This window comes from Arthrobacter sp. efr-133-R2A-120 (genome assembly GCF_030209835.1).
Classification (GTDB): domain Bacteria; phylum Actinomycetota; class Actinomycetes; order Actinomycetales; family Micrococcaceae; genus Arthrobacter.
In genome coordinates this window covers 16,558-37,687 of sequence record NZ_JARVRF010000003.1, presented here as the reverse complement: position 1 = coordinate 37,687, position 21,130 = coordinate 16,558, and the positions used below count along the sequence as shown (strand labels likewise).

The following is a 21,130-nucleotide window of genomic DNA, read 5'->3' as shown; positions in this document are numbered from 1 at the left end:
CTGAAAACGACATTAACTGCTATTTAGTTGGGCTAGTCGATGCGCTCCGGGCCGCGCTGCATGGGCTCACGCGCAACGGACCAGCCGACGGCGGCGAGCAGGAGGATGCCGCCGGTTGCGCCGAACGCCCAGCCGTATCCGAGCCCATCGGCCAGGAGTCCGACGAGGACCGGGCCAACGATCGCTCCGGCGTCAGAGGCCATCTGGAAGACGGCCAGCACCTTGCCACCGGAGCGGCCACGACCGATGATGTCCCCGACGGCGGCCTGCTGGGCAGGGTTGAGCAAGCCGGAGCCGAAGCCCGCCGCCGCAGACGCCGCGAAAAACGCGGGAAGATTGCCCGTCAAACCGATGGCCGCGGTGGCCAGGCCGGTGACGACCAAGCCCAGCAACATCATGGGCTTGCGGCCGAAAGTGTCAGCCATACGGCCGGAGAAGGTCAGCGCCAGCGCGTTTCCGCCGGCAAACACTGCCAGCGCCCAACCCGCCGAGGCCGATCCTCCGGCCAGGACAACCACAGCGAACAATGGCACAGTGGCCATACGCACGCCGAAGGTCGCCCAGCCGTTGCTGAAACTGGAGAACAGGGCGGCCCGGTAGGCAGAGTCGCCCAGGGCCTCCTTCATCTGCATCGCCGGCCCCGCAGCGCCACCGTGGTCGGCTGCATTTGAACTGCCCGTCAGCTGCGTGCGCACAACCAAGGCCGCCAGGACCAGGGCTGCCGCGTAGGCAAGGAACGGGACGCGCAGGCCGAACCCGGCCAACAGGCCGCCGACCACAGGGCCAAGGACGCTGCCGATCAGGAAGGCGGAGGCATACGCGCCGGAGACCCGCCCACGGCTTTCCGGAGGGGCGAGCCTGATCAACAGGCCCATCGCAGCAACCGTGAACATCACGGAACCAGCCCCGCCAAGGCCCCGGAAAACGAGCAGCTGCCAATAGTTCTGGGCGAAGGCGCACGCTGCCGTCGACGCCGCCACTATGAGCAACCCTGCGATGTACACGGGACGCTCACCGAAGCGGCCCATCAGGGCACCTCCGGCCGGGGCAAACACCAAGCGCATGAAGGCGAAAATACTCACGATCACCGCGGCGGCCGTCGCTCCGACGTCGAAAGTCGTAGCGAACTGGGGCAGCACGGGTGCCACGAGGCCGAAACCCAGTGCGATGAGGAACTCTGCCGCCAACATCACCTTGATGTCCCGTGGCATTTCAGCCTTCGCGGCCCTCGCTCCTTGATTGGCGGGGGATTCGGGGCTTGCGGTCATGGCGTTGGGGTCCTCTGGGTAGTTGGAAAGCAGGGGATGTGGAACTGACGAAACATATCCGTAACAAGGGTGATATGCACCATTTACGTTCGAGAAGTTCTTGTAACAGCCCCGCAATCTAAAACCTTCGCAGGTGAAACACTGCCCCGCAAAACTCTTATGTAGAACGCAATTGCGTTGGGACAGGCGGCAAAGTCCGCAACAAAGAGCAGAGAGGACGTAGACCATGGAATTCAGCGCCGGTCTCGTTTGGCTCCTGGTCGCGTCAGCCTTCGTGCTGTTCATGACCCCGGGCCTGGCATTCTTCTATGGCGGCATGACCCGTGCCAAGGCCGCCCTGAACATGATGATGATGAGCTTCATCGCCATCGGCACAGTGACCATCGTCTGGGTCTTGTGGGGCGCATCGATGTCCACGAGCAACACGGACAACTTCTTCCAGCTCTTCGCAAACCCGTTCAGCCACTTCGGTCTGCACAACTTCACGGATCCCGCTGACCTCCTCAAGGTAGGCTACGCCGCCACCTTCGCGATCATCACCGTGGCCCTCATCTCCGGTGCCATCGCGGACCGTGCCAAGTTCTCGGCCTGGACGCTCTTCACCCCGATCTGGGCAACCCTTGTCTACGCACCCATGGCCTACATGGTCTGGGGCGGCGGCCTCTTCTCCAAGGACGGCTGGTTCGGCCAGACTTTCGCTCCGGTCATCGACTTCGCCGGTGGCACCGTGGTGCACATCAACGCTGGTGTGGCTGGCCTGATCCTCGTCCTGATCATCGGCAACCGCAAGGGCTTCGGCAAGGACCCGAACCACCGCCCGCACAACGTGCCCCTGGTCATGCTCGGTGCCGCCATCCTCTGGTTCGGCTGGTTCGGCTTCAACGCCGGTGCAGCAGCAACCGTGGAGCAGGCGGGCCTCATCTGGATCAACACCCTCGCTGCTCCGGCAGCGGCCATGCTCGGCTGGCTTATCGTGGAGCGCATCCGTGACGGCCACCCCACCTCCCTCGGTGCCGCTTCGGGTGTCGTTGCCGGCCTGGTTGCCATCACCCCGGCTTGTGCCAACGTTTCTCCCCTCGGCGCCATCGCACTCGGCGTCGCAGCCGGCGTTGCCTCGGCCCTCGCGGTCGGCCTGAAGTTCAAGCTTGGCTACGATGACTCCCTGGATGTCGTCGGCGTGCACCTGGTGTCCGGCATCATCGGCACGGTGGCCATCGGCTTCCTCGCCACCCCGACCCAGGGTGCTGCAGGCCTGTTCTATGGCGGAGGTACCACCCAGCTGGTTGCACAGTCCCTTGCAGCGCTTTGCTCGATCGTCTTCACGGGCATCATGACGTTCATCATCGCCTACCCGATCCACAAGCTCATGGGCTTCCGCATCTCCGAACGCCAGGAGATCGCCGGCGCAGACCTCAGCCTGCACGCCGAGACGGCATACGAGTTCGGCGTTGGCGGCCACGGTGGAAGCTTCCAGCCCTTGCACGACCTCATCACCGGCAAGTCATCGTCCGAAACAGCTGACGAAGCATCCGTATCAGGCAAGGAGAGTGTCCAGGCATGAAACTCATCACGGCGATCGTCCGCCCGGAGAAGCTCGACGCCATCCGAGAGGGGCTCGAAGCATACGGGGTACAGGGACTGACGGTCAGCGCGGCCAGCGGCTACGGCCGGCAGCGCGGCTACACCGAGGTGTACCGCGGGGCCGAGTACAACGTGGATCTGCTTCCTAAGATCCGCGTGGAGGTCCTGGCCACGGATGAGCAGGCAGACGACATCCTCGATGTCCTGATTGCTTCTTCCAACACCGGCCGCGCCGGTGACGGCAAAGTCTGGACCGTGGACGTCTACGAAGCCGTCCGTGTCCGCACGGGCGAGCGAGGCGCAGCAGCCATCTAAGGCACCAACGCAAGGAGGGGCCGGGTACCTGGAAAGGTACCCGGCCCCTCTTGCGTGTGCGCGCTTGCGAAGGAGCGCGGCCAGCTGGCTAACCCCCGACGGCGGTGGGCCAGTCTGCGGGACCGGGCCCGCCGGCGTCGTACTCTTCGAGCGGCACCGAATCCTTGGCCCAGGCCTTGATCACGGGCTCGATGATCCGCCAGCAGTCGACGGCGGTGTCGCCGCGGACCGAGAGCAGCGGATCTCCGGTAATGACGCCCTCCAACACTTCTCCGTAGGGCAGCAGATCGGAGGCATTAAGTTCTGCGTTGAGCGTCACGCGATCCAGCGTGAAGATGTTTCCTGGACCGTTGACGTCGACGTCGATCTGCAGGGTGTCCGGACCGAACCCGATGCGGAGCTGGTTGGGCGAGTCCACGCCCTCGAACCCGGACGGCAGGTGTGGAACGGGCCGGAAGGTGACGATGGCCTCTTTCCGCGCGGCACCCAGCGCCTTTCCCGAGCGCAGGATGAAGGGGACGCCTTTCCAGCGCCAGTTATCGATTCCCACTTCGACTTCCGCGAGCGTCTCCGTTTCCCGTGCAGGGTCCACGCCCGCCTCCGCGACATAGTCCGGCACGTCCCGATCGCCGATCCGGCCAGCTGTGTACCGCGCCCGCCGAGTGGACTTCTTATACGGTGCGGTGATGCTGCTCGCTCGCAGTACCGTTGAAATCGCGTCGCGGAGATCGCGCTCGCCGATGCTGGAGGGGGCATCGATGGCCAGCAGCGCCATGATGTGGAGCAAATGGCTCTGGATCATATCCTTGAGGGCGCCGGCTCCGTCGTAGTAGCGTGCGCGCCCTTCGAGTGCGAGGTCTTCATCGAAGATGATCTCCACCTTCTCGATATGGTCCCGGTTCCACACCGGCTCCAGGAACCTGTTGGCGAAGCGGAGTCCCAGGATGTTGAACACGGTGGCCTTGCCCAGGAAGTGGTCCACGCGGTGGATGTGGTCCTCGGGGACCAAAGCGGCGAGGGTCTTGTTGAGTTCCCTGGCGGATTCGGAACTGGATCCGAAGGGTTTCTCCATCACCAGGCTTGTTCCGGGAGGAAGCTGCTGGGAGGTGAGGACCTCGCAGGCCTTCTGGCTGATATGCGGTGGCAAAGCGAAGTAGACGGCGATTGGTGCTTCGAGCGCGGCCAGGAGCGTCGCGAGCCGGCCCTCCGCAGTGACATCCACTTGATGGTATTCGGTACTTTTCTCCAGGGCCGCGATTGCTTTCCTGCCCGCGGCACCTGCACCCTTGGCGGCCTCCTCGAAGGCACCGCCCACACGTTTGGTCCACTGTTCGGGCGTCCACGGGTCGGAGCCGGCTCCAACAAGCTTCAGGCCGTTCGTAAGGCCGCCGGCCACGAGCCTGGCAAGGCCCGGCAACAGCAATCGGCCCGTCAGATCTCCGGAGGCGCCTAGGATGAGCAACGTATTTACTGTTGTTTTGCTGGTCACTGTGCCAGCATGCCATCTTGCAGGCGCGTCTTGGTACCCTAGATAGTCGAGTCCCTCAGTTGAGTCAGATTTGTTTGGGGCAGGAATCGTCAAGATATTGGTGCGTCGGAACGGCCGCCATTCGTAGACCATTGAAAGAAGTGCACGGCGCGTGTTCAATTCACTCTCTGACCGGTTGACAGCAACCTTCAAGAATCTCCGTGGCAAGGGCCGCCTCACCGAGGCCGATGTTGACGCCACCGTCCGCGAGATCCGGCGTGCCCTTTTGGACGCCGACGTTGCCGTGCCCGTGGTCCGCGAGTTCACAGGCCGCATCCGTGAACGTGCCCTGGGCGCTGAGGTTTCCGCGGCCCTGAACCCGAGCCAGCAGATCGTGAAGATCGTCAACGAGGAGCTCCAGGAGATCCTCGGCGGCGAGACTCGTCGTATCCGCTTGGCGAAGACCGGCCCCACCATCATCATGCTCGCCGGCTTGCAGGGTGCGGGTAAGACCACCCTTGCCGGCAAGCTTGCCAAGTGGCTCAAGGCCCAAGGTCACAGCCCCGTGCTCGTTGCCGCCGACCTCCAGCGTCCCAACGCCGTAACGCAGCTCCAGATTGTCGGCGAACGGGCCGGCGTACCCGTCTTTGCTCCGCACCCCGGCACCACCTCGGATCTGGATGTTCCCACGGGCGACCCGGTCGCCGTCGCGCGCGCCGGCGTCGACGAAGCCCGCCAGAAGCTGCACGACGTCGTGATCGTGGACACCGCGGGACGCCTCGGCGTCGACGCCGAAATGATGGACCAGGCGCGCCGTATCCGCCAGGCGATCATCCCGAACGAAGTGCTGTTCGTGATCGACTCCATGATCGGCCAGGACGCCGTCAACACGGCGGTTGCCTTCGATGAAGGCGTCAACTTCACGGGTGTCGTGCTGTCGAAGCTCGACGGCGACGCCCGCGGTGGTGCGGCCCTGTCGGTCGCGTCGGTCACCGGGAAGCCGGTCATGTTCGCGTCTACCGGCGAAGGACTCGACGACTTCGAACTGTTCCACCCGGACCGCATGGCGTCCCGCATCCTCGACATGGGCGACGTTCTCACCCTGATCGAACAGGCCGAGAAGAACTGGGACAAGGACGAAGCTGCCCGGATGGCGAAGAAGTTCGCCGACCAGGAAGACTTCACCCTGGACGACTTCCTCGCCCAGATGCAGCAGATCCGCAACATGGGCTCCATGAAGAAGATGCTCATGATGATGCCGGGTGCGCAGAACATCCGCCAGCAGCTGGAGCAGTTCGACGAGCGCGAAATCGATCGCGTGGAGGCGATTGTCCGCTCCATGACCCCGCACGAGCGTCTGGCTCCGAAGATCATCAACGGTTCCCGTCGCGCCCGTATCGCCCGTGGTTCCGGCGTGCACGTTTCCGAAGTCAACGGCCTCCTGGAGCGTTTCGCGCAGGCACAGAAGATGATGAAGAAGCTGGCCCAGGGCGGAGGCATGCCCGGGATGCCTGGCATGCCCGGCCTCGGTGGCGGTTCCCGCAAGGCAAGCAAGAGCGCGCCCAAGAAGAAGGCCCGTTCCGGAAACCCCGCCAAGGCGGCCCAGGAACTGCGCGACGCCGAGAACAAGCGGGCGAACGCCGTTCGCACCGGGGCAGCATTCGGCCAGCCTTCCGGCGACTTCGACCCCTCGCAGCTGAACCTGCCCAAGGGCTTCGATAAGTTCCTCGGCAAGTAGCGCTCCCGCCGGAGGTTGTCGGCCCCGTGCCATAGGCTGGGGGGATGCAAAAGCAGCGCGTCGTGTTCGTCCATGGAGCAGGCACATTCGGCGCTGCCGCGTGGCCGAAACAGCATGGCATGGCGCTGGCATACGATGCACTGTTCCTGAAACGCCACGGCTTTGATGCGCAGGCCGAGCCTTTGGAATCCGATGTTGCAGCCGATGTGGAGATTATCCTCGAGTGCCTCGGAGCTCGGGAGGCCGCTTCGGCGGCCGGCCCCGCGCGTGGAGGCCACGTCGTGGCGCATTCCCAAGGCGCGATTTCCGCCATGCTGGCTGCGGTGGAGAGGCCGGACCTGGTCCGCTCCCTCGTGCTGGTTGAACCGGCGTGCCTTTCCTTGACTGCTGAATTGCCCGCCACCGCGGCTTACCGGGCACTGATGGAGCCCTTGTTCGCGATCCGGAACGAACTCAGCGACGACGATTACCAACGTGAATTCGTCCGCCGGGCGTTTTCCTCGGAGGCTGCAGTCCTCAGCACTCCGGAGGCCAGGCGTACCGCGCGACGCCTGCGGCTCCAAGCGCCGCCGTGGGAAGCGCCCCTGCACATTGTGCCGGGCGTTCCCACGCTTGTCCTGACCGGTGGTTGGGAACCCCTGTACGAAGAGATCGCCGGCTACCTGCAGGAAACCGGTGCCCTCCACCGCGTTGCGGCTGGAGGACACCGGCCTCATGACTCAGTTGAAGGAGACCGGATGATCCGCTCCTTCATCGCGGATGTCAGCCGCGCCGGGTCAGTCCAAGCTTCCTGATCAGTTCAGGCTTCCTGACGTCGCCTCACGTTTTCCTGCGGGAACCTCGAGTTCGGGCAGGTAGACCTTTCCGCCGGATGCCAGGAACTCCTCGCTCTTTTCGCGCATCCCGCTGTACATTTCCGCGATGGCTGCCTGGGAATCCGCGGAGCCGTATTCGTCGCGGATGTCCTGGCTGATGCGCATGGAGCAGAATTTCGGGCCACACATGGAGCAGAAATGCGCCGTCTTGGCCGGTTCGGCGGGGAGGGTCTCGTCGTGGAACGCTTCGGCCGTGACTGGATCCAATGACAGGGCGAACTGGTCACGCCAGCGGAATTCGAAGCGGGCCTTGGAGAGGGCATCGTCGCGTTCGTGGGCGCCCGGGTGTCCCTTGGCAAGGTCCGCGGCGTGGGCGGCGATCTTGTACGTGATCACGCCGGTCTTGACGTCGTCCTTGTTTGGCAGGCCCAGGTGTTCCTTCGGGGTGACGTAGCAGAGCATCGCGGTTCCGTAGCGTGCGATTTCCGTGGCGCCGATGGCCGAGGTGATGTGGTCGTAGCCCGGAGCGACGTCGGTGACCAGGGGACCCAAGGTGTAGAACGGAGCGCCCTTGCAAAGCTCCTGCTGGCGCTCCACGTTTTCCCGCACCAAGTGGAAGGGAACGTGGCCGGGTCCTTCCACCATGACCTGGACGTCGAATTCCCACGCCCGCTGCGTCAGCTCGGCCAGGGTGTCGAGCTCGGCGAACTGCGCGGCGTCGTTGGCGTCCGCCGTCGCTCCCGGGCGCAAGCCGTCGCCGAGGGAGAACGCGACGTCGTACTTGGCGAAAATTTCGCAGAGCTCGTCGAAGTGGGTGTAGAGGAAGTTTTCCTCGTGGTGGGCCAGGCACCAGCCCGCCATGATGGAGCCGCCGCGGGAGACGATGCCCGTGACGCGGTTGGCGGTGAGCGGCACGTAGCGCAGCAACACGCCGGCGTGGATGGTCATGTAGTCCACGCCCTGCTCGCACTGTTCAATGACAGTGTCGCGGAAGATTTCCCACGTGAGCTTGTTGGCTTCGCCGTTGACTTTCTCGAGGGCCTGGTAAATGGGCACGGTGCCGATCGGCACGGGGGAGTTGCGGATGATCCACTCACGGGTGGTGTGGATGTCGTCGCCCGTGGACAGGTCCATGACCGTGTCGGCGCCCCATTGCGTTGCCCACTGCAACTTGTCCACTTCCTCGGCGATGGAACTGGTGACGGCCGAGTTGCCGATATTGGCATTGATCTTCACCAGGAACGCCTTGCCGATGATCATCGGTTCGGATTCGGGGTGGTTGATGTTGTTGGGGATGATGGCCCGGCCTGCGGCGACTTCGCTACGGACCAGTTCAACATCGCAGTTTTCGCGTAGTGCCACGAACTGCATCTCGGGCGTCACGATGCCCTGCTTGGCATAGTGCATCTGTGTCACGGTCTTGCCGTCGACGGCGCGGCGGGGCACCGGCTGTGCGCCCTTCCACTCCGCGGAGGCGGCGCCGCGGCGCACGGCAGACTTGCCGTCGTCGAGAAGGTTCCGTTCGCGGCCGCTGTAGGCCTCGGTGTCGCCGCGGGCTTCGATCCACTCGCTGCGGAACGGTTCGAGGCCCACCACGGGATCACTACCGGGTCCTGCGGTGCGGTACACCTGGAATGGCGCGTTAGCCTCGCCGTTCGGGGACGGTTCCAGGGCTATTTCAGTCACTGGAACCCGGATTCCCGTTTCGGCATCTTCAAGGAACGAGAGGGAATGCGACTTGAGGGACTGTGTCACCTCTTGGGCCGATCCGTTTTGGGTAGGGCTCAGCTGTGTTTCTTTGGTGCTCAAAGGATTACTCACTTCCTTCGCCGGCATTACCCGGACAGGTTCAACGGTCGCAGGCTGCGTCAGCCCGATCTCAGCCCTTGCAAGGGCCCCCGTGTGGTCGTAGACGAAGCTACCACAGCTGAGAGTTCCAGAGACAGATGTGACCGAGGACAGATGTGACCGGGCCGGGCGCGGCGTCGGAGTCTAGGGTGGAATCATGGCGGAAATCATCGAATTCAGCGGCACCGTCCTCACCGGGCCGGACGTGGAACGGCGCAGCCTCTGGTCGGTCGACGGACGGCTGACCTTTTTGCGGCCTGCTGCCGTACCGGACGTCGTCCTGGACGGATGGGTGGCGCCCGGACTTGTCGACTCACACTGCCATGTTGGCTTGGGCAAGGGTGGAGCGGTGGACGAGGAGACTGCCCGTCTGCAGGCAACGGCGGATCGTAACGCCGGGACGCTCTTGATCCGCGACGCGGGATCCGCAAGTGACACGCGCTGGCTGCAGCGCCGGACGGACATGCCCAGGATCATCCGCGCAGGCAGGCACATCGCGAGGCAACGCCGGTACATCCCCGGGCTGGCCGAAGAGGTTGAGCCGGAGGATCTGGTGGAGGCGGTGCGCAAGCAGGCCCGGTCCGGAGATGGCTGGGTCAAGATCGTCGGGGACTGGATCGACCGCTCGGCCGGGGATCTTGGCCCGTCCTTCCCGGCCGCCGTCGTCAAGGACGCCGTGGCGGCGGCACACGACGAGGGGGCCCGCGTGACCGCCCATTGCTTCGCCGAAGGGACTATCGACGACGTGCTCGACGCCGGCATCGACTGCATCGAGCACGCCACCGGTCTCCTGCCGCGCCATATTCCGCGGCTGCTGGACCAGGATGTTCCGATCGTCCCGACCCTCATCAACATTGCGACTTTTCCGGACATCGCGAAGCAGGCTGAATCCAAGTTCCCGCGTTACGCCGCCCACATGATCGCGTTGTGGGAGCGCCGGCATGAGCGGGTCCTCGAGGCGTTCGACGCCGGAGTGCGGGTGTATGCCGGGACCGACGCCGGCAGCGTCATCAAGCACGGCCGGATCGGCGAGGAAATTCTGGAACTGCACCAGGCCGGCCTTCCGGCGGCAGCCGCCCTCGATGCCGCCTGCTGGTCCGCCCGCGAGTGGCTGGGTGCCGACGGCATCAGCGAAGGCGCCAGTGCCGACGTCGTGCTCTACGCAAACGATCCCCGTGCGTCCCTTGAGATCGTGCTGAAGCCGCAATGCACCGTGCTGAGGGGACACATTTCAAGAAGCGCCGGGCATTAGGAATAAATTGAAGCTTCAAGTAATTTAGATACATAGAGGTTGCCGAAGGGCGGCGCCACGAAAGCCGGGAGTTTCACATGACCATCACATCCAGCCAGGATCTCCTTCCTGCCGAACTCACCATGGGCACTGTCATGCTCAAAGTGGGGGACATGAAGCTCATGGGCGACTACTACCAGCGGGCGCTGGGCCTGGACGTCGTCGCCGAACAGGATGGCGGACTCTACTTTGGCAGGCTCGGCAAGCCGTTGGTGCACTTGGCTCCGGCCTCCGGGCTCCAGATCCCGGGCCGCGGAGAGGCCGGGCTCTTCCACACGGCTTTGCTCTTCGAAGACCAGTCATCGCTCGCCGCAACTGTTGCCTCGGCGGCGCAATACGAACCCCATGCCTTCGTCGGCAGCGCAGACCACCTCGTCAGCGAGGCCTTCTACTTCACCGACCCGGAGGGCAACGGCATCGAGCTCTACTACGACAAGCCCCGCGAAGGCTGGGAGTGGAACGGTAGTTCGGTCGTCATGGACAGCCTGCCGCTCCCGCCGCAGCGCTACCTCCAGCAGTACTTGAGCGAATCGGCGGTGACCGGCCAGCATGAGGCGGGCGCCGGCGTCGGGCATGTCCACCTGCAGGTGGGCGACGTGCGGACCGCCCATGATTTCTACGTCGACACCCTGGGCTTCGAGCAGACGGCCGGCTGGCATGGGCAGGCCCTGTTCGTCTCCGCGGGCGGCTACCACCACCACATGGCCATGAATGTGTGGAACAGCCGCGGTGCAGGTCCGCGCAAGGACACGCTCGGCCTCGGCGAGGTGGTCATCGAGGTGCCGTCAGGAGACGACGTCGGCGCGCTCGCCGATCGCCTCAAGGTTGCCGGCATCGCGTCCCACCACACCGGCCAGGAGCTGCGCTTCGAGGACCCGTGGCGCAACCGGCTGCGCGTCGCCGTCCGCTAGCGTCCAACTTGCTCCCCGACTTCGCTTCGCTCAGCCGGGGACCCCTCGCAAGTTACACTTAGGCTCGACGGCGTGGCGCGCACTTTTCGGCCACGCCGCAGCTCCGTTGGCACGAATGAATGAGAGTAGTTTCCATGGGCTTTGCTGAAATCTTTGTTGCCACCCACGATGAAGCACTCAAGAGGGCCGCTGCCCTGGAGAAGGGCAGTGACGTATCCGGCGCCGCGGTACGGATCCCGGGAATCAGCGATTTTGAAGTAGAACAACTTGGCGACCTGGCCGGCACGGCCGTGCACGCAGCCGGGGCCGACTATGAGCTCGCTTTGGTGGACGTCACCAGCGACGCCTTGCTGGGCGTCCCCGAAGCCATGGTGCGTGCCTTGTCTGAGCTTCTCAGCTACGAGACCGAGGGCGAGGGAAGCATCCTCGACGACGTCGCCGAACGCTGGGCGGCCCAAGAAGATATGCCCTTTGACGCCCAACAGTCCCGGCTGTATGTCCAGCAGTTGGCGTCGCTCGCGAGCGACGTCGAGAAGGCCGAACGGGCCGGTCTCTACGTCTGGTCCGCCGAGCAGTAACCCTGCGGTAAACCCGCCGTACGGCCGCGTGTTCGAAATGCTGGCTGCCATCTGGCACAATAGACAGGTACTCGATCCGCGTGGCCCCTCTCTCCGTGCGTGCATCTTGTCCTTGGAACCCTCAAGTATGGCCCGCCCCACGGGTGCAGAACGACGGGCTCAACCCCGTTTCAGAAACAGGAGTGACCACAAAAGTGGCCGTAAAGATTCGCCTTAAGCGCTTCGGTAAGATGCGCGCACCGTACTACCGCATCGTCGTCATGGACTCCCGCGCCAAGCGCGATGGCCGTGCGATTGAAGAAATCGGCAAGTACCACCCCACCGAAGAGCCCTCGTACATCGAGGTCGTCTCCGAGCGTGCACAGTACTGGCTGTCCGTCGGCGCCCAGCCGACCGAGCAGGTTGCCGCGATCCTCAAGATCACCGGTGACTGGCAGAAGTTCAAGGGTCTCCCGGGCCAGGAAGGCACGCTGAAGACCAAGGTCGCCAAGCCTGCTTTCGTTGCGCCGGAGAAGGGTTCCGTCATCATCCCGGAAGCCATCACCAAGAAGGCCAAGCAGCCGGAAGCAACTGAAGCTCCCGCTGACGCTGAAGCAGAGACCACCGAGGCTGAGTAAGTTGCTGGCAGAAGCGCTCGAGCACTTGGTCCGTGGCATCGTTGACAGCCCTGAGGACGTCAAGGTCAGTGCCAAGAACAACCGCCGCGGGGAATCCCTCGAGGTGCGTGTTCACCAGGACGATCTCGGACGGGTGATCGGTCGCCAGGGTCGCACCGCACGCGCTTTGCGCACTGTGATTGCGGCATTGGCGGGCGGCGAGCAGGTCAGGGTCGACGTCGTCGACACCGACCGTCGCCGGTAACGCGCTCAGCAATACTTGTCTTAGATCCGGCCCCTTCACCAGATTATGGTGGAGGGGCCGGATTGTTTTACGAGCAAAACCCCCAGCCTTGGTCCCTAAATCGGCCCAGCGAAGAAATCAGAGGAACCCCATGCAGCTCCAGGTTGCCCGAATCGGCAAGCCCCACGGAATCCGCGGCGAAGTCACTGTCCAGGTGCTCACTGATGCCCCCGGCGATCGTTTCGTCCCGGGGACCGAATTCGTGGTGGAGCCCGCAAAGGCCGGTCCCTTGACCATCAGCAGCGCCCGCTGGAACAAGGACATCCTGTTGCTCGGTTTCGAAGAGATCTCCACGCGCAACCAGGCGGAGGAAATCCGCGGCGCGAAGCTGTTCATAGAGACGGAAGAACTGGAGGAGGACGACGACGAAGGATGGTACGAGCATGAGCTCGTCGGCCTTGAGGTCCGTGTCGGCTCGCAGACCGTGGGCAAGGTAACCGCACTCAACACGATGCCCGTGCAGGATCTGCTGGTCATTGAAGACGCGGACGGCAAGGAAATCCTGGTGCCGTTCGTCGAAGAGATCGTGCCTGAGGTCAACGTCGAGCACGGCTACGTGCTTCTTACCCCTCCGCCGGGCCTCTTCGAACTGAACACTGACGCTTCGGGCTCCGATACGGAAGAGGACGACGCCCACACCAAGGATGACGCCTAGATGCGCATCGATGTCGTCAGCATCTTTCCCGAGTACCTGGCGCCACTCGAGCTTTCCCTCATAGGCAAGGCCCGTCAGGATGGGCTTTTGGAGCTCAATGTCCATGACTTGAGGACCTTCACCACGGACAAGCACCGCACCGTGGACGACACTCCGTATGGTGGCGGTGCGGGCATGGTCATGAAACCCGAACCCTGGGCCCAGGCCTTGGAATCCATTGCCGATGCGCGGCTTGCCTTAGCGGAAAGCCCCGCAACTGACGGCCCATCCGACGGACCGACGAAAAGGCCGGTCCTGATCGTCCCGTCGCCCGCGGGGGAGCGTTTCAACCAGGCCCTCGCCTATGAGCTCGCCGAGGAAGAGCAACTCGTTTTCGCCTGCGGCCGCTATGAAGGCATTGACGAGCGCGTCATCGAGTGGGCGGCAGGACACTTCACGGTCCGCCCGGTCAGTCTGGGCGACTACGTCCTCAACGGCGGCGAGGTTGCAGTCCTTGCCATGGTCGAGGCCATAGGACGATTGCTTCCGGGCGTTGTCGGCAATCCCGAATCCTTGGTGGAGGAATCCCATTCAGACGGCTTGCTGGAGTACCCGGTCTACACGAAGCCCTCGTCATGGCGCGATCGTGACGTGCCCGCCGTCCTCTTGAGCGGCAACCACGGCAAGATCGCCCAGTGGCGGCGCCACGAACAGTTCCGCCGCACGGCGGAACGCCGCCCGGACCTGCTCGCAGAGTTCGACGCCGGCCGCCTGACACGCGCGGACCGCACCGCTTTCGGCGAACTCGGGTACGACGTCGTCGACGGCCGGTTGCGGCACCGCCCGGACGGCAACCTCCCGGACTGAGCCCCGCCGTCGGGCAACTTCATCCTCCAGCCGGCCGCAACCACCGGGCCGCATTCGCGGGATTGGCCGGAACTCCCGGGGTGTGGCAGAATTAACCCTTGTGTCTACTGGGTTCGCGCCTGCCACAGGGGGAGCGTCACCAACAGCATGACAACCCGGAACCACCAATCAGTGGCGGTACCGGACTTGAAAATCTTCGGCGGTAATTTCCGGACGGCTTTGCGCCCCGGGCTTGCCCGCCGTGACCCAAAGTGGATGACCTGTGGCGTTCACCAGGAGTGGATTAATGCATATCCTCGATAGCGTAGATGCAGCTTCGCTGCGTAACGATGTTCCCGAGTTCCGCGCGGGTGACACCATCAAGGTTCACGTGAACATCATCGAAGGCAAGAACTCCCGTGTCCAGGTCTTCCAGGGCTTCGTCCTGGGCCGCCAGGGTGACGGCGTTCGCGAAACCTTCACGGTCCGCAAGGTTTCCTTCGGTGTCGGCGTAGAGCGTACCTTCCCGGTTCACTCCCCGATCATCGAGAAGATCGAGGTCGTCACCAAGGGTGATGTCCGTCGCGCCAAGCTCTACTACATGCGCGCACTGCGCGGTAAGGCTGCGAAGATCAAGGAAAAGCGCGACTTCGCCACCGGCAAGTAGGTCTTTCGACCAACAGCGGGTCCTGGATTCGTGTCCGGCCTGCGCCGGAGAAATCCGCAACGCAACAGGAAACGAATCATGGACCACGCAAAACGCCAGCCCCGGAAACAGGGCTGGCGTTTTGTTTTGCTCGCACTTGTCCTGGCCGTGGCAATCAGCGGGCTTGTCCGGTCCTTGTGGCTAGATGTCTACTTCATCCCCTCCGAGTCCATGGAGCCGATCCTGGGCACCGGGGACCGCATCCTTGTCTCCCGGACTGATTTCGCCGCAGACCCTATTCGCCGTGGAGACATCGTGGTCTTCGACGGCAGGGGAACCTTTGCTCCGCTGAACAGCGGCAAGGGACCGTTTGCCGACGCCGTGGCCGCCACCGGCCATTGGCTGGGCCTGACGGGAAGCGAGACGACATACGTCAAACGTGTCATCGGGCTTCCCGGAGACCACGTTGATTGTTGTGGCACCGATGGAAAACTCACAGTCAACGGTCAGCCGCTTGAGGAACCCTATCTTTATCCCGGCGACACGCCGAGCGAACAGAGGTTCGACGTCATCGTTCCGAGTGACCGATTGTGGCTCATGGGGGACCACCGTTCACGATCGGCCGATTCGCGCGGCCTTCTGGGCGCACCCGGCGGAGGAATGGTGCCACTGGAGCGTGTCATCGGGCGTCCGGTCCGGATTATCTGGCCGCTTGATAGATTTGCAGAACTGCCTCGCCCTGCGCAGGCCGGTACAACCTCGAAGAACGGACAATAGATGCCCGAGACAACTCCCGGGAAGCCGGAACGGCACGACGACGATGCCCGGCTCCTGGACGGACCGTCCGCTCCCCGCATGGATCTCGCAGCGGACGACGCCGATCCGGCCCCGGACAGGGGGACCGGCCCGACGGCTGGCTCTCCTGGGGAGCAGGAGTCTCCGCGCCGCGCCGCGCGGCGGGGTTCGCGGCTGGCTTCGGACGAAAGCGATCGGTCTGAAACTGCCGGCAAAACGCACACCAGTCCGTTCCTCGGCTGGCTCAGGGAAATCGGCACCGTGGTGGTCATCGCCATCGTGTTGTCCTTCCTCATCAAGACTTTCCTGTTCCGTGCCTTCTTCATTCCCTCGGAGTCCATGGTCAACACCCTTGACGTTGACGACCGGATCTTCGTTAATCTGCTGGTTCCGCAGCCTTTCGCACTGGAGCGCGGCGACATCGTGGTCTTCAAGGACACACAAGGATGGCTGCCCCCCACGCAGAAGGCGGCGCCCGGGCCCTTCAAATGGTTCCAGGACGGACTTGTCTTCGTCGGGTTGCTACCGGACGAGACCAACCAGCACCTCGTCAAGCGCGTGATCGGCCTGCCGGGGGACAGGGTCTCGTGCTGCGACAGTTCCGCGCGGGTCAGCGTCAACGGCACGGTTCTTAACGAGAGCTACATCAATCCTGCCCAGGTTCCCATGGCCAAGTCTTTCGATGTGGTGGTCCCTGCGGGCAAAATTTGGGTTATGGGCGACAACCGCAACAACTCGGCCGACTCCCGGGAACACCAATCAGTCAATGGTGGTTTTATCGACATTTCCGACGTCGAGGGCAAAGCCACGGTGATTGCCTGGCCCATCAACCGTTGGCAGATCCTTGACAACCACTCCGAGGTCTTCCGCAACGTTCCTGCGCCGTCGCCCCAGAACACGGCTTCACCCACGGCTCCAGCGAGCAAATGATGGCGCCCGCAGGGACCAGGACGGCGGGAGCGGCAATGCCGGTTCGAACGCAGCGGAAACCCGCCGCGCGGACCAAGCACGCTCCTGATTTTCCGACCCTGGACGTCGAACGGGGTTTCCTGGCTCCGGGGGTCACGCTCCTGGCCGGTGTCGACGAAGTAGGGCGAGGAGCCCTTGCAGGGCCGGTATCGGTGGGGATCGCCGTCGTCGATCTCAGGGACCACGGCTTGCTCGCCGATGTCCGCGACAGCAAACTTCTCAAGCCCGAAGACCGCGAGCGGTTGGAACCGCTGGTTCGCGAATGGGCGGTTGGCTCCGCAGTGGGCCACGCAAGTTCGATGGAGATCGATGCACTGGGCATTGTGGGTGCCCTGCGCCTTGCCGGAACACGCGCCTGGCTCGAGATTCTCGACTCGGGCGTGCATCCGGACCTCGTGCTGCTGGATGGAAGCCACAACTGGCTCTCGCCCCAGAGCCAAGGTTCCTTATTCGACGTCGAGCCATCCGGGCCTGCTTGCGAGGCGCCAGTGCACACCCGCGTGAAGGCGGACATGAGCTGCCTCAGCGTGGCGGCTGCCAGCGTGCTGGCCAAGGTGGCCAGGGACCGCATCATGCTTGGCCTGCACGAGGAATATCCCGCCTTCGGCTGGAACGAGAACAAGGGCTACGCCACGTCCTTCCACCGCGATGCCATCAGATCGTTGGGTCCCACGCCGTACCACCGGACCAGCTGGAACCTGATCTAGACCCCGCTTTTCCCTGTCCTGGATGCCGCCCGCCCAACCTTGGCGGCGTGTGCCCGCTCTATGGTGCAAGATGGATCTATGAGTGCCGAGGATCTTGAGAACTACGAAACCGACATGGAGCTGCAGCTCTACCGCGAATACCGCGACGTTGTTGGTTTGTTCAGCTACGTTGTCGAGACCGAACGGCGGTTCTATCTGGCGAACCACGTTGACCTGCAGGCCCGCAGTGCCGATGGCGAGGTCTATTTCGACCTCACGCTTCAGGATGCCTGGGTTTGGGACGTCTACCGTTCGGCGCGTTTCGTGAAGAATGTCCGGGTCATTACGTTCAAGGACGTCAACGTCGAAGAACTTCCGCGCAGCGAGGAACTTTCCCTGCCGAAGGACGGCGACCTAGGCGATCTTGGCAACCTAGGCAACTAGGAAGCCCGGCAACTAGTCCTCCACACCGTCTGACTGACGGAGTTTTCCCACATAGCCAAACTGCCCCCTGTCTTTGGATTCTCCGCGCCTCCAGGCTGGAAGCGGAGGTGGTCATGAAAGCCAAAGACCAGTTGGGCCGGCACGGCGAAACGCTGGCCGTCACTTTCCTTGAAACCCAGGGAATGCGGATTGTGGACCGCAATTGGAGATGCTCCGAGGGCGAGATCGACATCGTGGCGCTCGACGGCGACACTCTGGTGATCGCCGAGGTCAAGACGCGGAAGAACCTGGCCTATGGGCACCCTTTCGAAGCGGTCGGCGCTGCCAAGCTCGCTAGGCTCCATCGCCTGGCTTTGTCCTGGTGCCGTGATCACGAGCTGCGCGTCCTGCGCCGCCGGGTGGATGTGGTGGGAATCATCGACGACGGCGTGGGCGAGCCACAGCTCGAACACCTCAAGGGTGTGGGCTAGATGGGCGTGGGCCGAAGCTACTCCGTTGCGCTGCTTGGCCTGAACGGTTACATCGTGGAGGTCGAGGCAGATATCGGCCAAACCCTCCCCAATTTCGTGATCCTGGGTCTGCCGGATGCCTCCTTGAACGAAGCCAAGGAGCGCATTCGTTCCGCGGCACAGAACTCAGGCATCCCGCTGAGTCGTCGAAAGATCACCGCGAACCTGATTCCGGCCTCACTGCCGAAGCGCGGCTCGGGATTCGACCTCGCGATCACCATGGCAGTATTGCGCGCTGCCGGTGATATCCGTTCTACGGAAGGTACTGTCTTCATCTCCGAGTTGGGATTGGATGGCAGGTTGAGGCCGGTTCGCGGCATCTTGCCGGCGGTCATGGCAGCTGTTCAGGCAGGTCATCAGGAGATCGTGGTGGCGCACGCAAACGTCGCCGAGGCGGAGTTGGTTCCGGGCGCGGTGGTCCGCGGCTATAAGACCTTAGCCCGCCTTGCGTTTGATTTCGGGGCCAATCCGCAGGACCTGGCCCTGGATTACGATCCGGCCGATGGTGACGTTGCAGGAGACCACGACGTCGGGGCCGCGGTTGTTCCGGATCTTTGTGATGTCTCGGGGCAAGGCGATGCCCGCCGCGCCTTGGAGGTTGCGGCAGCCGGCGCACATCATGTGCTGCTTTGCGGGCCGCCCGGTGCGGGCAAGACGATGCTCGCCGAGCGGCTCCCGGGGCTCTTGCCGGATTTGGGGGACCAGGAAGCCATGGAGGTCACGGCGATCCACTCGCTTTCGGCTGTCCATGTTGATTCGGTACGGCTGTTGCGTCGCCCGCCCTTTGAGAACCCACATCACAGCGCCACCGCCGCAGCAATCATCGGCGGTGGTTCCGGCTTGCCGCGGCCGGGGGCGGCATCACGGGCGCATCGTGGCGTTTTGTTCCTGGACGAGGCCCCCGAGTACGAACGCCGGGTCCTGGACGCCCTGCGGCAACCTCTGGAGAGCGGCGAGCTGGTCATCCATCGCTCCGCCGGTACAGCCGCATATCCGGCCCGCTTCCAGCTGGTCCTCGCGGCGAACCCTTGCCCTTGCGGGAAGGCCACTGGGAAGGGAGTCGATTGCACCTGCACCCCGGTGATGCGGCGCCGCTACTTCGGGCGCATGTCCGGGCCGTTGCTGGACAGAGTGGACATCCAGCTTCAGGTGGAGCGTGTATCCCTCGCGGACTTCGGGCAATCCGGAGCAGAGGAGGACACTGCCACGGTCGCCGGGAGGGTCCATGCCGCCCGGTCGCGGCAATGTGAGCGGCTCGGGAGTTTCGGGATGGAAACCAACTCGCAGGTTCCCGGGCGCGTACTGCGCGGCGAACTGCGACTCCCTTCCGCGACCACGAAGATCCTGGATACCTCCCTGGAGCGCGGAATCCTCACGGCCAGAGGCTACGACCGCGTCCTGCGTCTCGCATGGATGGTAAATTAGCAGATGTGAAAGCAATCGTTTACCTCAGAATCAGTCAGGATCGAACCGACGAGCGTTCGGCGGTGGATCGGCAGGGCGAGGACTGCCGAAAGCTGGCATCGGTTCGCGGCTGGGAAGTCGTGTCAACCGAAGTAGACAACGACATCAGCGCCGCTGGCAAGAAGCAGCGACGAGGATTTGAGGCCATGGTGACGGCGGTTGAGTCCGGGCATGTTGGAGTCGTCGTCGCATGGGCGCTCGACAGGCTGCAAAGAAACCGCCGCGACGAACTGCGGCTTTACGAGCTTTGCCAGCGCAAGAATGTTGTATTGGCCTTTGTGAAGGGTCCGGAGCTTGATTTTTCGACGGCGGCGGGACGTTTGGTTGCAGACCAGTTGGGATCTGTGGCGCGGTTCGAGATTGAACAGAAGTCCGAGCGCCAAGCAAGGGCGGCGCAACAGGCGGCAGAGCAAGGGCGCTGGGTTGGCGGGCGTCGCCCGTTCGGCTACGAGGCGGACGGAATGACGGTGCGTCCGGCTGAGGCTGCGGCAATCGCGGCTGCCTATGATTCGGTGCTTTACGGGGCGTCGCTGCGGGAAGTCGCGCGGACGTGGAACAGCCAGGGATTCACGACGGGGCAGAAGCGGTACAAGCCCGGCCATGAGGGCGAGCCTTCGCTGTGGCGGGCCGATTCTGTCAGGGTAGTGCTGATGAATCCGCGTAACATCGGCAAGCGTGTCTACAAGGGCGAGACTGTCTCAGACGCCAAGTGGCCCGCCATTGTGTCTGAGGAACGCTTTGCCGCCGTCACGGCCATGTTGAAGAATCCGGCGCGCATATCGGGCAAGACGGGCGGGCGGTATTTGTTGTCCGGGCTGGCCCGCTGTGGCGTCTGTGGCGCTCCTGTGCACGCCGGGGGTACTTCCCGTCCGGGAGTGCGGGCTTATCGCTGTACGGCGTCCATGGGGCACTTTGCGCGCCGTGCTGAGCCTGTTGAGGAATACGTGGAGGCTGTTGTCGTGAGCATCTTGTCCCGTCCGGACGCTGCACGGCTGATGCAGGACGACAACCGTCCTGACGCGGAAGAGTTGCGGGCGCAAGCGGTGGGACTGCGGGAACAGCTTGACGCGGACGCGGTGGACCTCGCGAACGACCTTATGAGCAGAAGCCAGTTCCGGGCGCTGTCGGCGCAGAGACGGGCAAAGCTCGCTGCGATTGACGCCATGCTTGCCGACGCTGGCCGTGTGGACGTGCTGGGGCCGCTTATCGGCGCGGAGCAGGTGCGGGAGGTTTGGGACTCGCTGAGCATGTCGCGGAAACGGGCCGTGATATCCGTCCTCATGGATGCCGTAATCATTCATCCACCGGGACGCGGGACACGGAACTTCAATCCGGCAACTGTGGAATTCAAGCCCAAGGGGAATTGACAACGTAGTGTCAGAATCAAACCCAAGACAATGGTGTGATTCGAACTACAAAAGAGT

The 21,130-nt window shown here is 63.6% G+C and carries 22 protein-coding genes and 1 riboswitch; of the genes, 19 read left to right on the top strand and 3 right to left on the bottom strand.

Annotation, left to right across the window (positions count from 1 at the left end; translation table 11 throughout):
• Positions 1–32: 32 nt before the first annotated feature.
• Positions 33–1,268 carry an MFS transporter gene (locus tag QRN52_RS02055; RefSeq protein WP_284751133.1) on the bottom strand — a complete coding sequence of 412 codons (1,236 nt, stop codon included), beginning with the start codon at positions 1,266–1,268 and terminating at the stop codon, positions 33–35.
• A 226-nt stretch (positions 1,269–1,494) separates the two neighbouring features.
• On the opposite strand from QRN52_RS02055, the gene QRN52_RS02050 reads away from it, so the two are divergent.
• Both QRN52_RS02050 and QRN52_RS02045 read left to right on the top strand, forming a co-directional pair.
• Positions 1,495–2,829, top strand: coding sequence for an ammonium transporter (locus QRN52_RS02050; RefSeq protein WP_284751132.1), 1,335 nt, complete (start codon positions 1,495–1,497; stop codon positions 2,827–2,829).
• Positions 2,826–3,164, top strand: a complete 339-nt coding sequence (locus QRN52_RS02045; protein WP_028264639.1) for a P-II family nitrogen regulator — start codon at positions 2,826–2,828, stop codon at positions 3,162–3,164. The genes QRN52_RS02050 and QRN52_RS02045 overlap by 4 nt, the downstream gene beginning before the upstream one ends.
• 88 nt (positions 3,165–3,252) lie before the next feature.
• Here QRN52_RS02045 and QRN52_RS02040 read toward each other — a convergent pair whose 3' ends face one another.
• Entirely contained in the window at positions 3,253–4,653 is a 1,401-nt protein-coding gene (locus QRN52_RS02040; RefSeq protein ID WP_284751131.1) for a glucose-6-phosphate dehydrogenase, read from the bottom strand.
• Positions 4,654–4,804: 151 nt separating this feature from the next.
• On the opposite strand from QRN52_RS02040, the gene ffh reads away from it, so the two are divergent.
• Together ffh and QRN52_RS02030 are read left to right on the top strand one after the other, a co-directional pair.
• Positions 4,805–6,370, top strand: coding sequence for a signal recognition particle protein (gene ffh / locus QRN52_RS02035; protein WP_284751130.1), 1,566 nt, complete (start codon positions 4,805–4,807; stop codon positions 6,368–6,370).
• Between the two features lie 44 nt (positions 6,371–6,414).
• Complete coding sequence (locus QRN52_RS02030) at positions 6,415–7,164, top strand: alpha/beta fold hydrolase (protein WP_284751129.1); 750 nt, start codon at positions 6,415–6,417, stop codon at positions 7,162–7,164.
• On the opposite strand, the gene thiC is transcribed toward QRN52_RS02030, so the two are convergent.
• Positions 7,165–8,994 carry a phosphomethylpyrimidine synthase ThiC gene (gene thiC, locus QRN52_RS02025; protein ID WP_284751128.1) on the bottom strand — a complete coding sequence of 610 codons (1,830 nt, stop codon included), beginning with the start codon at positions 8,992–8,994 and terminating at the stop codon, positions 7,165–7,167.
• Positions 8,990–9,097: riboswitch (TPP riboswitch) on the bottom strand. It overlaps the preceding gene by 5 nt.
• Before the next feature lie 93 nt (positions 9,098–9,190).
• Between thiC and QRN52_RS02020 the strand changes: the two genes are divergently transcribed.
• From QRN52_RS02020 to QRN52_RS01950, 15 genes are all read left to right on the top strand, one after another.
• On the top strand, positions 9,191–10,285 hold the full coding sequence (locus tag QRN52_RS02020) for an amidohydrolase family protein (protein ID WP_284751127.1): 1,095 nt from the start codon (positions 9,191–9,193) through the stop codon (positions 10,283–10,285).
• Between the two features lie 77 nt (positions 10,286–10,362).
• Positions 10,363–11,235 carry a VOC family protein gene (locus tag QRN52_RS02015; protein WP_284751126.1) on the top strand — a complete coding sequence of 291 codons (873 nt, stop codon included), beginning with the start codon at positions 10,363–10,365 and terminating at the stop codon, positions 11,233–11,235.
• A gap of 134 nt (positions 11,236–11,369) precedes the next feature.
• On the top strand, positions 11,370–11,813 hold the full coding sequence (locus QRN52_RS02010) for a hypothetical protein (RefSeq protein WP_284751125.1): 444 nt from the start codon (positions 11,370–11,372) through the stop codon (positions 11,811–11,813).
• A 194-nt stretch (positions 11,814–12,007) separates the two neighbouring features.
• Positions 12,008–12,430, top strand: coding sequence for a 30S ribosomal protein S16 (gene rpsP, locus QRN52_RS02005; protein WP_284751124.1), 423 nt, complete (start codon positions 12,008–12,010; stop codon positions 12,428–12,430).
• Between the two features lies 1 nt (position 12,431).
• Positions 12,432–12,674 carry an RNA-binding protein gene (locus tag QRN52_RS02000; RefSeq protein ID WP_028267532.1) on the top strand — a complete coding sequence of 81 codons (243 nt, stop codon included), beginning with the start codon at positions 12,432–12,434 and terminating at the stop codon, positions 12,672–12,674.
• Between the two features lie 130 nt (positions 12,675–12,804).
• Entirely contained in the window at positions 12,805–13,368 is a 564-nt protein-coding gene (rimM, locus tag QRN52_RS01995) for a ribosome maturation factor RimM (RefSeq protein WP_284751123.1), read from the top strand.
• Entirely contained in the window at positions 13,369–14,214 is an 846-nt protein-coding gene (gene trmD, locus QRN52_RS01990) for a tRNA (guanosine(37)-N1)-methyltransferase TrmD (RefSeq protein WP_284751122.1), read from the top strand.
• A 286-nt stretch (positions 14,215–14,500) separates the two neighbouring features.
• Positions 14,501–14,860 (top strand): 50S ribosomal protein L19, encoded by a 360-nt coding sequence (rplS, locus tag QRN52_RS01985; RefSeq protein WP_059387674.1) that lies wholly within the window; start codon positions 14,501–14,503, stop codon positions 14,858–14,860.
• A 78-nt stretch (positions 14,861–14,938) separates the two neighbouring features.
• Entirely contained in the window at positions 14,939–15,616 is a 678-nt protein-coding gene (gene lepB, locus QRN52_RS01980; protein ID WP_284751121.1) for a signal peptidase I, read from the top strand.
• Positions 15,617–16,564 (top strand): signal peptidase I, encoded by a 948-nt coding sequence (gene lepB, locus QRN52_RS01975; protein ID WP_284751120.1) that lies wholly within the window; start codon positions 15,617–15,619, stop codon positions 16,562–16,564.
• A gap of 35 nt (positions 16,565–16,599) precedes the next feature.
• Entirely contained in the window at positions 16,600–17,310 is a 711-nt protein-coding gene (gene rnhB / locus QRN52_RS01970) for a ribonuclease HII (protein ID WP_284751119.1), read from the top strand.
• Between the two features lie 78 nt (positions 17,311–17,388).
• The gene (locus QRN52_RS01965; RefSeq protein ID WP_059387678.1) at positions 17,389–17,733 is read left to right on the top strand and encodes a DUF2469 domain-containing protein; all 345 of its coding nucleotides are present in this window, start codon (positions 17,389–17,391) and stop codon (positions 17,731–17,733) included.
• Positions 17,734–17,846: 113 nt separating this feature from the next.
• Entirely contained in the window at positions 17,847–18,203 is a 357-nt protein-coding gene (locus QRN52_RS01960; protein WP_284751118.1) for a YraN family protein, read from the top strand.
• Complete coding sequence (locus QRN52_RS01955) at positions 18,204–19,667, top strand: YifB family Mg chelatase-like AAA ATPase (RefSeq protein WP_284751117.1); 1,464 nt, start codon at positions 18,204–18,206, stop codon at positions 19,665–19,667.
• The gene (locus QRN52_RS01950; RefSeq protein WP_284751116.1) at positions 19,652–21,073 is read left to right on the top strand and encodes a recombinase family protein; all 1,422 of its coding nucleotides are present in this window, start codon (positions 19,652–19,654) and stop codon (positions 21,071–21,073) included. The genes QRN52_RS01955 and QRN52_RS01950 overlap by 16 nt, the downstream gene beginning before the upstream one ends.
• Positions 21,074–21,130: the final 57 nt, after the last annotated feature.